13 protein-coding genes are annotated in these 13,258 nt (G+C 73.8%); 6 read left to right on the top strand and 7 right to left on the bottom strand.

The features are described 5' to 3' along the window. Nucleotides 1-45: 45 nt before the first annotated feature. Together ACIGHB_RS07640 and ACIGHB_RS07645 are read right to left on the bottom strand one after the other, a co-directional pair. A complete protein-coding gene (locus ACIGHB_RS07640; RefSeq protein WP_399910480.1) occupies nucleotides 46-885 on the bottom strand; it encodes a tetratricopeptide repeat protein in 840 nt (279 codons plus the stop codon). A 25-nt stretch (nucleotides 886-910) separates the two neighbouring features. Further along, complete coding sequence (locus tag ACIGHB_RS07645; protein WP_399910383.1) at nucleotides 911-1,927, bottom strand: GNAT family N-acetyltransferase; 1,017 nt, start codon at nucleotides 1,925-1,927, stop codon at nucleotides 911-913. Nucleotides 1,928-2,039: 112 nt separating this feature from the next. Here ACIGHB_RS07645 and fdxA point away from each other — a divergent pair, with 112 nt between their 5' ends. Together fdxA and dapC are read left to right on the top strand one after the other, a co-directional pair. Then, nucleotides 2,040-2,360, top strand: coding sequence for a ferredoxin (fdxA, locus tag ACIGHB_RS07650; RefSeq protein ID WP_030207635.1), 321 nt, complete (start codon nucleotides 2,040-2,042; stop codon nucleotides 2,358-2,360). 92 nt (nucleotides 2,361-2,452) lie between these two features. Beyond that, entirely contained in the window at nucleotides 2,453-3,547 is a 1,095-nt protein-coding gene (gene dapC, locus ACIGHB_RS07655; RefSeq protein WP_399910387.1) for a succinyldiaminopimelate transaminase, read from the top strand. 74 nt (nucleotides 3,548-3,621) lie between these two features. Here dapC and ACIGHB_RS07660 read toward each other — a convergent pair whose 3' ends face one another. Continuing rightward, on the bottom strand, nucleotides 3,622-4,062 hold the full coding sequence (locus tag ACIGHB_RS07660; protein ID WP_360313411.1) for an ATP-binding protein: 441 nt from the start codon (nucleotides 4,060-4,062) through the stop codon (nucleotides 3,622-3,624). A gap of 738 nt (nucleotides 4,063-4,800) precedes the next feature. Then, complete coding sequence (locus ACIGHB_RS07665; protein ID WP_360313413.1) at nucleotides 4,801-5,706, bottom strand: hypothetical protein; 906 nt, start codon at nucleotides 5,704-5,706, stop codon at nucleotides 4,801-4,803. Between the two features lie 29 nt (nucleotides 5,707-5,735). Here ACIGHB_RS07665 and dapE point away from each other — a divergent pair, with 29 nt between their 5' ends. Then, a complete protein-coding gene (gene dapE, locus ACIGHB_RS07670; RefSeq protein WP_360313415.1) occupies nucleotides 5,736-6,851 on the top strand; it encodes a succinyl-diaminopimelate desuccinylase in 1,116 nt (371 codons plus the stop codon). Nucleotides 6,852-6,926: 75 nt separating this feature from the next. After that, complete coding sequence (locus ACIGHB_RS07675) at nucleotides 6,927-7,676, top strand: TIGR00730 family Rossman fold protein (RefSeq protein ID WP_360313417.1); 750 nt, start codon at nucleotides 6,927-6,929, stop codon at nucleotides 7,674-7,676. 48 nt (nucleotides 7,677-7,724) lie between these two features. Here the strand turns inward: ACIGHB_RS07675 and ACIGHB_RS07680 are convergent, their stop codons facing one another. Both ACIGHB_RS07680 and folP read right to left on the bottom strand, forming a co-directional pair. Then, the gene (locus ACIGHB_RS07680; protein ID WP_399910392.1) at nucleotides 7,725-10,022 is read right to left on the bottom strand and encodes a M9 family metallopeptidase; all 2,298 of its coding nucleotides are present in this window, start codon (nucleotides 10,020-10,022) and stop codon (nucleotides 7,725-7,727) included. 246 nt (nucleotides 10,023-10,268) lie between these two features. After that, complete coding sequence (gene folP / locus ACIGHB_RS07685) at nucleotides 10,269-11,129, bottom strand: dihydropteroate synthase (protein ID WP_360313421.1); 861 nt, start codon at nucleotides 11,127-11,129, stop codon at nucleotides 10,269-10,271. A 120-nt stretch (nucleotides 11,130-11,249) separates the two neighbouring features. On the opposite strand from folP, the gene ACIGHB_RS07690 reads away from it, so the two are divergent. Then, complete coding sequence (locus ACIGHB_RS07690) at nucleotides 11,250-11,576, top strand: DivIVA domain-containing protein (RefSeq protein WP_388871980.1); 327 nt, start codon at nucleotides 11,250-11,252, stop codon at nucleotides 11,574-11,576. Then, the gene (locus tag ACIGHB_RS07695) at nucleotides 11,573-12,160 is read left to right on the top strand and encodes a DNA-3-methyladenine glycosylase I (RefSeq protein WP_399910396.1); all 588 of its coding nucleotides are present in this window, start codon (nucleotides 11,573-11,575) and stop codon (nucleotides 12,158-12,160) included. Before ACIGHB_RS07690 ends, ACIGHB_RS07695 begins: the two co-directional genes overlap by 4 nt. Nucleotides 12,161-12,164: 4 nt before the next feature. On the opposite strand, the gene ACIGHB_RS07700 is transcribed toward ACIGHB_RS07695, so the two are convergent. Continuing rightward, nucleotides 12,165-12,968: an enoyl-CoA hydratase/isomerase family protein gene (locus ACIGHB_RS07700; RefSeq protein ID WP_399910400.1), complete on the bottom strand. Its 804-nt coding sequence runs from the start codon at nucleotides 12,966-12,968 to the stop codon at nucleotides 12,165-12,167. Between the last annotated feature and the right edge of the window lie 290 nt (nucleotides 12,969-13,258).

Genomic DNA, 13,258 nt, shown 5'->3' on the forward strand with positions numbered 1-13,258 from the left:
GGATCATGGCCGTGGCCTACCCGACCCTGATCCGTTGGACAGGGCCTAGTTGAGCCGCGCGCGGGCCGCCTGGGCCTGGTGGCGGATCGCGGCGGCGGCGGCCGGGTCGACCGCGTCCATGATCTGCGCGTACGCCTCCATCTCCGCCGCGCCGGTGAGGAAGTCGCCGCGCTGGACGAGGAGTTCCGCCCGCTCGTAGCGGAGGCGGGCCGGGTGGGAGGGGAGCAGCAGCGCCAGCTCCACCGCCCACAGGGCCACGTCGGAGCGCTCGGGCCGGGGGGCCGCCCAGGCGCGGATGTTGCCGAGGATCCGGAGCACGACGGCGCCCGGCTCGGCCGGCCGCAGCATGGAGCGGTCCAGGGCCTCGCCGGTCGCGCTCGCCACCAGCAGCTCGGCGTCCTCCGCCGTCATCGGCCGGCCGCCCGAGAAGGGGTCGGCCAGGTCGAGCTCGGCCGGGTCGCCGAAGCCGACGACGAAGTGTCCCGGCAGCCCGAGCCCGTACACCGGCGCACCGGCCCGCCGGGCCACCTCCATCCACACCACGGACAGCAGGATCGGCAGGCCCCGGCGCCGCCGCAGGACCTCGTGCAGGAGCGAGGACTCCAGGCGCTGGTAGTCGGCGGGGACGCCCACGAAGCCCTCCCGGCCGCCGAGGAGGGCCGCCAGCTCCGCCTTCCAGGCGCCGGTGCGGCGGGTGGCGTACGGGACGAGACCGGCGAGCCGGTCCAGTTCGACGTCCGCCTCGACCAGGTCGTGCTCGGTGACGGCGGGGTCCGCCACGGCGCAGATCAGCAGGCAGAGCCGGGCGAGGTCGGGCCGCTCGGCCCGCGCCTCCTCCGCGAATTCCCGCCGCCGGTCGGGCGGCCGGCCGGACGGCGGCTTCAGGGGGTCCTCCGCGCTCACGCCGCGCTCACGCCTCCGGCTGCCGGTAGTGGTGGTAGTGGTGGTGCACCGCGAAGTCCATCCCCTCGTACAGCGCCCGCGCGCCGTCGTTGTCGCTCTCGACCTGGAGCCAGGCCGCCGACGCGCCCTCGTCGAGGGCCTGCCGGGCCAGCGCGGCCATGATCGCGGTGGCGAGGCCCCGGCGGCGCTGCTCCGGGTCGACCTCCACCGCCAGGAACCCGGCCCAGCGTCCGTCGACGACACAGCGGCCGATGGCCGCCGGCACCTCTCCCGTGCCCGCCACGGACGCGAACCACACACTCGGGCCGGAGGTGAGCACCTGCCGCCACACCGCCTGCTCCCCGCCGGTGAACCGCCGGTAGCGGCGCAGCCACGGCTCGTCGAGCGTCCGGGACAGCCGTACGGCCCCGGGGCCGGTCGCCGGGCCCGCCTCCAGGTCGGCGAGCGGCGCGAGGGCGGCGATCCGCAGCTCGGCGGTGATCTCGCGCTCCCAGCCGAGCCGTTCCAGCTCGGCGCAGAGCAGCTCCTGGGTGCCCTCGGCGCCGGTCGCGGTCTGCACGTACGCGGGCAGCTTCCGGGCCTCGTACCACTTCCGTACGGCCTCCAGGGCCTCGGCGACGGGCCGCCCCGGATCGCCCGCCGGAAGCACCGAGTTGGCCCGCCGGGTGAACCCGCCGGCCGCCCTCAGGGTCCACTCGCCGAGCTGTTCGCTCTCGACCGGCTGCCACGCGCGCGCGGCGGCCCGGGAGAGCTCGGGGAAGGTGGCGGCGGGGCCGCGCCTGCGCGCCGGCGCGGGGGGCGCGATCTTGCCCGCGACCAGGCGGAGTTCCGGGATCCGGACGGTCTCGCCGCTCTTTCGTGTGATCGTGAGCACACCGGCGTCCCAGGATGTGAGCACCCCGACGGCGTCGGTGAACCGCGCGCCCGCCTCGGGGGAGTCCGTCACGTACCGAACGGAGACACGTTTTCCCACGTCAGCACTGGTGACACGGACCTCAAGCAGTCCTCCGCCGGTGATTTCCACAGCTTCTCCGCCCCTCTTGTTCGGATCGCCCCCAAGAACGGAGATACTAGGTGCGGGCATCGACGACACCGCGCTCCCGCGCAGACCAGCCCTACCGAGGAGGAACGACAGCGTGACCTACGTCATCGCGCAGCCTTGTGTCGACGTCAAGGACAAGGCTTGCATCGAGGAGTGCCCCGTCGACTGCATCTACGAGGGCAAGCGATCTCTCTACATCCACCCGGACGAGTGCGTCGACTGTGGAGCCTGCGAGCCGGTCTGCCCGGTCGAGGCGATCTTCTACGAGGACGACACCCCGGAGGAGTGGAAGGACTACTACAAGGCGAACGTCGAGTTCTTCGACGACCTGGGTTCGCCCGGTGGTGCCTCCAAGCTCGGCGAGATCGAGCGTGACCACCCCTTCATCGCCGCTCTGCCGCCGCAGAACGGCTGATCTTTCGTTGCACCCGCTCTCGGTCCCGTACGGCTCCGCCGCCGTACGGGACCGACGCGTATCGCGTACGTACTGAGGAAGTGAGCCAACCCGTGAGCGCAGTCTCTTCGCGCCTGCCCGTCTTCCCCTGGGACAAGCTGGAGCCGTACAAGAAGACGGCCCTGTCCCACCCGGACGGGATCGTGGACCTGTCGGTCGGCACGCCGGTCGACCCGGTCCCCGCGCTGATCCAGGAGGCCCTGGTGGCCGCGGCGGACTCGCCCGGCTATCCCACGGTCTGGGGCACGCCGGCGCTGCGCGACGCGCTCACCGGCTGGTGCGAGCGGCGCCTCGGCGCGACCGGCTTCGCCCACGAGAACGTGCTGCCGGTGGTCGGCTCCAAGGAGCTCGTCGCCTGGCTGCCGACCCAGCTGGGCCTCGGCCCCGGCGACCGGGTCGCCTACCCGCGGCTCGCCTACCCGACGTACGAGGTCGGCGCCCGGCTCTGCGGCGCGGAGGCCGTCGTCTACGACGACCCGACGGCCCTCGACCCGGCCGGCCTGAAGCTGCTCTGGCTCAACTCCCCGTCCAACCCGACCGGCGAGGTCCTCGCGAAGGAGGAGCTGGCCCGGATCGTGGCCTGGGCCCGCGAGCACGGCGTCCTCGTCTTCTCCGACGAGTGCTACCTCGAACTGGGCTGGGAGGCCGACCCGGTGTCGGTGCTGCACCCGGACGTCTCCGGCGGTTCGTACGAGGGGATCGTCGCCGTCCACTCGCTCTCCAAGCGCTCCAACCTGGCGGGCTACCGCGCGGCGTTCGTCGCCGGCGACGCGGCCGTCCTCGGCGAGCTGCTCCAGATCCGCAAGCACGGCGGCATGATGACCGCGGCGCCCGTCCAGGCCGCCACCGTCGCCGCCCTCGGCGACGACGCGCACGTCGCCGAGCAGCGCGGGCGGTACGCGGCCCGGCGCGCCGCCCTGAAGGCCGCCCTGGAGGCCCACGGCTTCCGCATCGAGCACTCCGAGGCCAGCCTCTACCTGTGGGCGACCCGTGACGAGCCCTGCTGGGACACGGTCGCGTACCTGGCCGAGAAGGGCGTCCTGGTCGCCCCCGGCGACTTCTACGGCGAGGCGGGCGCCCGCTTCGTCCGGGTGGCCTTCACGGCGACGGACGAGCGGGTCGAGGCGGCGGTCAAGCGCCTCGGCTGACGACGGGGCCGCGGTACGCGGAAGGGCCCGGGCGCGTGTGCGACCCGGGCCCTTCCGCGTACCTGCCGCCGGCGTCAGCCGACGGGCAGGCCGCCCAGCATCTGGCCGGCCGGGGCGCCGCCCAGCGCGCCGCCCGCGGGGGCGCTGCCGGCGGCGGCGCCGGCCGTCTCGCCCAGCGCGGTGCCCGCGCTGCCGGCGGTCTCGCCCGCGATCTTCTGGGCGGCCGGGGTGGCCGTCTTGCTCGCGCCGCCCACGGCCTTGCCGGCCGCCGGGACGGCCGAGCCGACCGCCTGGCCGCCGGCGGCACCGGCGACGTTGGTGGTGGTCTGCGCGGCGCCGTCCACGGCCGAACCCGCGTTCGCCGCGTCGAGGGCGGTCAGGCCGCCGAGGGCGCCGGCCGGCGCGAGGCTGTGGTCCAGCGCGCTCGCGGAGCCGGCCGCGCCGACCACGGGGGCCGCGCCGGCGGCGACGATCAGGGCGGCGCGGGCGATCCGGCGGGTCAGGGGGAGGGACATGGTGCTCCTTCGGCGAAGAGACGGTGGGGATGTTTGCGTTTGCGGGCTGCACAACCGAGCCGGGGGCGGGGGAGGTTGCGGGGGCCGAAGGTAAAGGCTGGGTAATGGGTCGTATTGTCGGGTGGGGAGGAAAGCGGACGAACGCGACGCTGCTGGGCGCGCTGCCGAACCGTCTCTCCCCTTGCCCCCCAAGCCCCCCGCGCCCCTCGGCCCCCGGCGGCCCCACTCCCCCCTCCCTCCTCCGCCGATCCCCACCCCGAGCGACCCCTCGCACACGAGTCCACCCCTACCGCGCCCCCCGTTCCACTGCGGCCCGCGCCGCCGCGCCGCCGTTTCGTTGCGGCCCGCGCCGCCGCTCCGTTGCTGGCTGCGCCCGCGCCGCTGTTCCGTTGTGTGCGCGGGCGTGCCGCGCCGCTGTTCCGTTGTGGGCAATCGTTCCGCTGGGGCGGAACGGGTGGGCACAACGGAACGGCACCTTCTGCGGGTGCTTCCGCTTCCGTGCCTGGACCCGCACCCGTACGGCGCCGTGCAGCAGGTGCGGGTTCAGGCGCGGAAGCCTGGGCGCGGCTGAGCGCGCCGTCCCGTGTGCCCACCCGTCCCGCCCTGCGGGACGCCTGCCCACACGGGGGGTGCGGCACAGCGCCCCGCCCCGCACGGCGCGCGTCGGCCCGCGCGGGGCCAGCAAAGGCGCGCGCCGCCGCGCGCGGCGTAAGGCGCGGGCCCATGCCGGGGGCGGGGTCAGCGGGTGAGGCGGAGGTGGACCGTGGGGGTCCGGGGGGTGGACGTCGCGGCCCAGCCGCCACCGGAGTCGTCCGCCCGCCACACCTTGCCCCCGTACGACACCTCCGCGACCCGCAGCGCGTCCGCCCGCGCCACCGCCCACTGCGCCAGCTCCCACCCGCGCCGCTCCGTGCCGCCGGGCACCGGCACGACGAGGACGGCGGGCTCCGCCGCGGAGCGCCCCGCGCTGGCGCCGCCGGAGACGGAGGTGGGCGCCGCGGTCTTGCCGAAGGCCCGTACCAGCTCCGTACGGACGAGGGCGGGGTCGCCGGGGCGGCCCTCCTTCAGGTCCGCCGTGCAGGACAGGGAGGCCGGCGCGCGCCCCGTCAGCGCCGCCGACAGCAGCGTCGCGTCCGGCTCGTGCTTGGCGTACGCCTGCGGGAAGCCGCTCTTCTGCACCTTCTGCGCCGCCACCGTCAGCGGCATCCGCGAGTAGCCGGGGACCTTCTCCAGGCCCTCGTAGAACTTCGACGCCGAGTAGACCGGGTCCATGATCTGCTCAGGGGTGCCCCAGCCCATGGACGGGCGCTGCTGGAAGAGGCCGAGGGAGTCCCGGTCGCCGTGGTCGATGTTGCGCAGCGCCGACTCCTGGAGCGCCGTCGCCAGCGCGATCGTCACGGCCCGCTCCGGCAGCCCCCGCGAGGTGCCGACCGCCGCGATCGTGGCCGCGTTCGACGCCTGCTCGGGGGTGAACTCGTACCGGCCCTCCCCACTGCCCAGCGCGCACCGGGGCGCGCCCTTGCTGCCGGTCACCTGGTGGACGGCGATGTACGACGCGAGGCCGCACAGGACGGCGAGGGCGGCGGCCGAACGGGCGAGACGGCCGCGGCGGGCGGGGCGGGGGGAGTCGGACACGGGGCCCACCGTACTGGAGGCCGGGTTAGGGTCGGCATATGGCTGACATCACCCCGCAGGAGACTGCTCAGGAGACCCCGCTCGACCTCACCCGGGACGGGGCCGCGCTCACCGCCGACCTCGTCGACTTCGCCTCCGTCAGCGGGACCGAGAAGCCGCTCGCCGACGCGATCGAGACCGCCCTGCGCGCCCTGCCGCACCTGCGCGTCGACCGCTACGGCAACAACGTCGTGGCCCGGACGGACCTCGGCCGCGCCGAGCGGGTCGTCCTCGCCGGCCACATCGACACGGTGCCGATCGCCGACAACGTGCCGTCCCGGCTCGACGCGGACGGCGTCCTGTGGGGCTGCGGCACCTCCGACATGAAGTCCGGCGTCGCCGTCCAGCTGCGGATCGCCGCGACCGTCCCCGCGCCCAACCGCGACCTCACCTTCGTCTTCTACGACAACGAGGAGGTCGCCGCCGACCTCAACGGCCTCGGGAAGATCGCCGCCGCCCACCCGGAGTGGCTGGAGGGCGACTTCGCGGTCCTCCTCGAACCCTCCGACGGACAGGTCGAGGGCGGCTGCCAGGGCACGCTCCGCGTCATCCTGCACACGGCCGGCGAGCGCGCCCACTCCGCCCGCTCCTGGATGGGCTCCAACGCCATCCACTCCGCCGCGCCGATCCTGGCCCGCCTCGCCGCGTACGAGCCGCGCAGGCCGGTCATCGACGGCCTGGAGTACCACGAGGGCCTCAACGCGGTCGCGATCCAGGGCGGGGTCGCCACCAACGTCATCCCCGACGCCTGCACGGTGACGGTCAACTACCGGTACGCCCCCGACCGCTCCCCGGCCGAGGCGCTGGCCCACGTCCGCGAGGTCTTCGCGGACTGCGACATCGCCGAGTTCGTCGTCGACGACGAGAGCCCCGGCGCGCTGCCCGGCCTCTCCCACCCGGCGGCCGAGGCGTTCATGAAGGCGGTCGGCGGCACCGCGATGCCCAAGTTCGGCTGGACCGACGTCTCCCGCTTCAGCGCGCTCGGCGTGCCCGCGGTCAACTACGGCCCCGGCGACCCGATCTACGCGCACAAGCGGGACGAGCACGTGCACGTGGACCGGATCCACCACTGCGAGGCACGGCTCCACGACTGGCTGACCGCCCGTCTCCCGTAATTTCGCGTTTCGTCACCTCTCTGGTCCTACGCTGACCCAACAGCAAAGATCGTGGATCGGCGGAGGGAGCAGGCCATGGGCATTCCCGAAGGAATGGCGAAGCCGGAGGAGCAGCGGCTCGGTCCGGTGCTGAGGCGGAGGGACCAGGTCCAGCCGGGCACCACGGACCAGCGGCTGCTCGACACCGAGGGCGACTCGGAGTGGGTGCACACCGACCCCTGGCGGGTCATGCGGATCCAGTCCGAGTTCGTCGAGGGCTTCGGCGCCCTCGCCGAACTGCCGAGCGCCATCAGCGTCTTCGGCTCGGCCCGTACGAAGCCGGACTCGCCCGAGTACGAGGCGGGGGTCCGGATCGGCCGGGCGCTCGTCGAGGCGGGCTTCGCGGTGATCACGGGCGGTGGCCCGGGCGCCATGGAGGCGGCCAACAAGGGCGCCCGGGAGGCGAAGGGCGTCTCGGTCGGCCTCGGCATCGAGCTGCCCTTCGAGCAGGGGCTCAACCCGCACGTCGACATCGGCGTGAACTTCCGGTACTTCTTCGTCCGCAAGACGATGTTCGTGAAGTACGCGCAGGGCTTCGTCGTCCTGCCCGGCGGCCTCGGCACCCTCGACGAGCTCTTCGAGGCGCTGACGCTGGTGCAGACCCGCAAGGTGACCCGCTTCCCGATCGTGCTGTTCGGCAGCGCGTACTGGAAGGGGCTCGTCGACTGGCTGAAGGACACGGTCGTCGCGGGCGGCAAGGCGTCCGAGCGCGACCTGCTCCTCTTCCACGTCACGGACGACGTGGAGGAGGCGGTCGCGCTCGTCACCAAGGAGGTCGGCCGGTAGGGGCCCGGGCAGCCGCCTCGCCCCACGGGGGCGAGGCGGTCCGCCGGGTCAGTACCGGACGGAGACGCTCGCTCCGGTGAAGCCCTCCCGGGCGTGCAGGCTGATGTAGACGTACCCGGCGGGCGGGTTCTCGACGGTCAGGGTCTCGGCGCTGCCGGACCGGACGGAGCGGCTGGTCCAGGCGCTCGTGGTGGCCCAGGCGGAGGCGTTGTAGTACAGGTCGGCCTCGCCGTTCGCGCCGGTGGTGGTGACGGTCAGCCGCGGGGTGCCGGCGGGCACGTACAGGTAGTGGTACGCGTAGTTGCCGGTGGTCGCGGAGACGTTGCTGCGGGCGCAGTCCCGGTCGAGCCGGCGGGTGTCGGCGCCGGTGCACTCGGGCAGGGACGGGCCGGGGCCCGGGTCCGGGACGGTGGCGCAGGCACCGGCGGCGCAGGCGGTCAGCCAGGTGTCGAAGTCCGCGTCGTAGCGGGTGCCGATGGTGGTCTTCAGCAGGGTGCGGGCGCCGTTCCAGTCGCCGGCCCGGTACTTGGCGAGGACGGCGTCCACGTCGCCGCGGTGCTTCTCCAGCATGTAGCGCACGGCCAGGTAGCCCCAGCGGTAGGTGCGCTCGGTGTCGGAGTTCTCGTAGGTGGTGTCGAAGAGGGTGCTCAGCTTGTGGGTGTGCCGGCCCGCGGCGGCGGCCGCCGCGTCGTACGGCAGCTTCCGGTAGGAGTACGAGACGTACTCGGCGAAGCCCTCGATCCACCAGATGGTGGGCGTGGAGACGCCGGCGGTGAAGTCGCCGTGCATGTTGAAGCGGCCGTCGAGGTAGTGGGTGTACTCGTGGTTCAGGTTCCACACGTCGAAGGCGGGCAGCGCGCGGGTGTTCTCGTAGGCGAGGAAGCGGGGCAGGTTGCCCGGGACGGACGGGTCGCCCTCCAGGTACATGCCGCCGTTGTCGGTGTTGATGCCGTAGATCGCGGCGGCGAACACCTGGTAGTCGAACGGCCGGTTGAAGACGACGACCTCCAGGGTGGTGTTGTGGTCGTCGGCGACCGGGCCCGGGTCACGGGCGACGGCGTGGAAGAACGCGTCCTGCTTGAGCAGGCTGTCGCAGGCGGTGGCCAGGTCGGACGGGGTCACCTGCTGGGCGAGGACCCGGACGGACGGGCTGCACGCGTGGCTGGTGACGAGGATGCCGGCGCGCAGGCGGGCCGCCGCGTCGAGGGTGCCGTAGTCGGCGGCCCGGCCGGCGTCGTACGCCTCGACCATCTCGGCGACGGCGGCGAACAGGTACGCGGTGTTCCCGCTCGGGGCGCTCTCGTCGGCGAGACCGCGCAGCAGCGGCTGGAGCTTGCCGCGCAGCGCCGGGTACTGGAGGAAGCGGCCGAGCTCGCGGGCGGTGTTGTACGGCAGGTAGCCGTGGTCGCCGCCGAGGAGCGCCTTGTTGCGGGAGGTGAAGGCGGCCAGGGTGTCGAGCAGGCTCGGGTCGGCCTGGACGGCGCCGAGGAAGCCCTCGGTCTGGTGGCCCCGGAAGAGCACGGTGTTGACGTTGTTGACGGCCGGGGTCATGCCGGCGACGGCGTTGTACGTCCCGGCGTCGTAGTCGGTCAGGAGGCGCTTGACGACCGGGAGGTACCGGACGTTCTCCTGGGCGCTGTCGATCAGGGTGACCGTCTCGCCGAGGATGCCGGCGTTGGCGGTGGTGACGTCCCGGGAGCGGGCGCTGCCGAAGAAGCCGTCGAGGGCGCCCCTGATCGCGGTGGTGAGGGCCGGTCCATAGTCGCCGACGTCCCCGGAGTTGTACCACTGGACGTAGTAGCCGGCGCGGAGGAAGTAGACCAGCTGGTAGGTGGAGGTGCTGTTGTCGCCGGGGTACGCGGCGGAGTTCGCGCGCAGCGCGTCGGCGACGGTCACCATCTGGGCCTCGCGGAAGGCGCCGCGGGCGTCGCCGCCGGTGAGCAGGAAGAGGTCGTTGACGCAGTTCGGGTCGGCGGCCTTGACGGCCTCGACCAGGGCGCTGCCGGTGCGGGTGGTGAAGTCGGTGACGTCGCAGGCGGCGGCGGTCGTGGCGCGCGCGGCGGAGGGCTTCGCGGCGGCGGCCAGGTCCTGGGCGGCGAGGACCGGGGGCCGTCCGGAGGCGGGCACTCTCCCTTCGGCGCGGTCGGCCTCCAGGGTCTCCGGGGCGGGGACGCTCGCGGGCTGCGGGGCGGCGCCGGCGGGCGCGGGGGCGGGGACGGGAGCGGGGGAGGGGGCGGCGGCGGCCTGGCCTGCCGGGGCGAGGACCCCGAGCGCCAGACACGACGCCAGCGTGGCGGTCAGAAGCCGTAGGCGGTACGGCAGTCCCGTTATTCGGGCGGTTGTCACTGGGCCTCCTGGCCTTGCGCGGCCGCATGACCGGCCGGACACGTGGGGGAGTGATTGACGGCGCTCCGTCAAAGACCTCGGAGCGGACGTACAATTTCACACGTCACATGGCCACGGGAAGGGGCGTGACAGAAACCGTCGCGTCACTCTCCCGCCATCCCCGGTACGCACGACGCCGCCCCCGGTCCCGTCGCGTACGGGGCCGGGGGCGGCGTCGTGGCAGCCCTGGGGGCAGGCGGCTAGGGCCTAGGCCAGGCCGCGCCTGGTCACGGACGGCTCGCGCCGCCCCGCGATCGTCGCCACCATGTCGAGCACCTGGCGGGTCTCCGCGACCTCGTGGACCCGGTACACCTGGGCGCCGAGCCACGCCGACACGGCGGTCGTCGCCAGCGTCCCGATCACCCGCTCCTTCACCGGCCGGTCCAGGGTCTCGCCGACGAAGTCCTTGTTGGAGAGCGACACGAGCACCGGCCAGCCGGTCTCCGTCATCTCGCCGAGGCGGCGGGTCGCCTCCAGGCTGTGCCGGGTGTTCTTCCCGAAGTCGTGGCCCGGGTCGATCATGATCCCGTCCCGCCGGACGCCCAGCGCGACGGCCCGCTCGGCCAGCCCCACCGTCACCCGCAGGATGTCGGCCATCACGTCCTCGTACTCCACCCGGTGCGGCCGGGTACGCGGCTCCGCGCCGCCCGCGTGGGTGCAGACCAGGCCCGCCCCGTACCGCGCGGCGACCTCCGCGAGCCGCGGGTCCACCCCGCCCCACGCGTCGTTGAGCACGTCCGCTCCGGCCTCGCAGACCGCCTCGCCCACGTCCGCCCGCCAGGTGTCCACGCTGATCACCACGTCGGGGTGGCGGCGCCGGACCTCCGCGACGAAGCCCACCGTGCGGCGGGCCTCCTCCTCCGCGCTGACCTCCTCGCCGGGGCCCGCCTTCACCCCGCCGATGTCGATGATCGCGGCGCCCTCGGCCACCGCCTGCTCGACGCGGGTCAGCGCCGGCTCGTCGAGGAACGTCGCGCCCTGGTCGTAGAAGGAGTCCGGGGTCCGGTTCACGATCGCCATGATCACCGGCTCGTGCGGCCCGAACTCACGCCGTCCCAAGCGCAGCATCCCTTATGTCCTCCCTCGTGACCCTTCGGCGGCGTCCTCCGCGCCGACTGTGACCCTAACCGCCGGTGGCGCATGGCACGATCGGCACGGGACGTTTTCCATTCCGGGAGAGGCGCGCTGGTGTTCTGGTTTCTGCTCATCACGATGGTCGTGGTCGTCGCGGCCGTGACCCTCGCCGTGGTCGGCGGCGGCGACAGCGAGGTGCTGCCCGACGCGGCCCCCGAGCAGCTGGTGGACCCGCTGCCGCTGAGCCGCCCCGTGGACCGCGCGGACGTCGAGGCGCTGCGCCTCCCGGTCGCCGCCCGCGGCTACCGCATGGAGGACGTCGACGACGTCCTGGACCGGCTCGCCGCCGAACTCGCCGAGCGCGACGCCCGGATCGCCGAGCTTGAGGCGGCCCTCGCGGGCGCGCCGTCCCGCGACGCGGCGGAGGGCGACGAGCGATGACCGGCGGGTCGATCCCCGGCCCCGACGGGCTGCCGCGCTGCCCCTGGGGCCTGTCGACCGAGGACTACACCGCGTACCACGACGAGGAGTGGGGCCGCTCGGTCCACGGCGACGACGCCCTCTTCGAGCGGCTCTGCCTGGAGGCGTTCCAGTCCGGCCTGTCCTGGATCACGATCCTGCGCCGCCGGGAGGGCTTCCGCGCCGCCTTCGCCGGCTTCCGCATCGAGGCCGTCGCCGCCTTCGGGGAGGCCGACCGCGAGCGGCTCCTCGTCGACGAGGGCATCATCCGCAACCGCGCCAAGATCGACGCGACCCTCGCCAACGCGAAGCTGCTCGCCGGCTGGGACCCCGGCGAGCTCGACGCCCTGATCTGGTCCCACGCCCCCGAACCCGGCCGCCCCGCCCCGCGCACCCTGGCCGACGTCCCCGCCGTCACCGACGAGTCGACGGCCCTGGCCAAGGCCCTGAAGAAGCGGGGCGTCCGCTTCGTCGGCCCGACCACCGCCTACGCCCTGATGCAGGCGTGCGGCCTGGTCGACGACCACCTGAAGGACTGCGTGGCCAGGGGCGGCGGCGGGCGCTAGGGGGCTACTTCCCCAGGTACTTCGGCTTCTCCTTCGCCAGGAAGGCGCGGACCGCGATCGTGTGGTCCTCGGAGGCGCCGGCCAGGGTCTGGAGCTCGTCCTCCTTGTCCAGCGCCTCGTCGAGCGAGTGGTCGTCGCCGTACGCGACGGACGCCTTCAGGGCCGCGTAGGCGACCGTGGGGCCCTCGGCGAGCTTCCGGGCCAGCTTCCGGGCCTCGGCGGCCAGTTCGGCCGCCGGGACCAGCCGGTTCACGATGCCCAGCTCGTACGCCTCCTGGGCGCCGATCGAGCGGGGGAAGAGCAGCAGGTCCGAGGCGCGGCTCCGGCCGATCAGCCGGGGCAGCGTCCAGGACATGCCCGAGTCGGCGGTGAGCGCCACACCCGCGAACGAGGTGTTGAAGGTCGCGGTGTCGGCGACGATCCGGTAGTCCGCGGCGAGCGCGAAGCCGAAGCCCGCGCCGGCGGCGACGCCGTTCACCGCCGCGACCACGGGCTTCTTCATGCCGGTGAGCGCCCGGACGATCGGGTTGTAGTGGTCCCGGACCGTGTTCATCGTGGCGCGGCTGCCCGTCTCCTGGTCCTGGAGGAGCAGCCCGACGTGCTCCTTCAGGTCCTGCCCCACGCAGAAGGCCCGGTCGCCCGCCGCCGTGAGCAGCACCGCACGGACCGCCGGGTCGGCCGCCGCCGCCTCGGCCGCGTCCCGCAGCGCCACCTTCGCGGCCACGTTCAGCGCGTTCATGGCCTCCGGCCGGTTGAGCGTGATGGTGGCGAGCCCGTCGCTCACTTCGTACAGGACCGTGTCGGCCATCGGGACCCCTTCGTCTCGTGCGTCGGCTGTGATCCGCCCAGCATGACGGAGATCACCCGTACCGCCCATGTGAGCTGCGTCAAAGAATCGGGGGCCGCGGAGCGACCCGCGGCGGCGAAGTATCGCAGGCCCGACGCCGAAATGTGGGGTTTTGCGGGAGCGCGTTGCGCAAGCGATGCGGATCGATGTTGGTCATCGGGTCCTGCGATGCGGGATAATGACCTGGAAGCAATGTGTTCGAAGCCGGTGACGCGTGCTCCGCGGTACGGAGCTGCCCGGCTGTGGATGAG

The sequence above is a fragment of the Streptomyces sp. NPDC085460 genome, assembly GCF_044541975.1.
GTDB lineage: Bacteria > Actinomycetota > Actinomycetes > Streptomycetales > Streptomycetaceae > Streptomyces.

Coding starts and splice junctions, on each gene's coding strand:
- ACIGHB_RS07660 (WP_360313411.1), bottom strand. CDS start 4,062: ATGTCCCTCCCCCTGACCCGCCGGATCGCCCGCGCCGCCCTGATCGTC.
- dapE (WP_360313415.1), top strand. CDS start 5,736: ATGGCTGACATCACCCCGCAGGAGACTGCTCAGGAGACCCCGCTCGAC.
- ACIGHB_RS07675 (WP_360313417.1), top strand. CDS start 6,927: ATGGGCATTCCCGAAGGAATGGCGAAGCCGGAGGAGCAGCGGCTCGGT.
- folP (WP_360313421.1), bottom strand. CDS start 11,129: ATGCTGCGCTTGGGACGGCGTGAGTTCGGGCCGCACGAGCCGGTGATC.
- ACIGHB_RS07695 (WP_399910396.1), top strand. CDS start 11,573: ATGACCGGCGGGTCGATCCCCGGCCCCGACGGGCTGCCGCGCTGCCCC.
- ACIGHB_RS07700 (WP_399910400.1), bottom strand. CDS start 12,968: ATGGCCGACACGGTCCTGTACGAAGTGAGCGACGGGCTCGCCACCATC.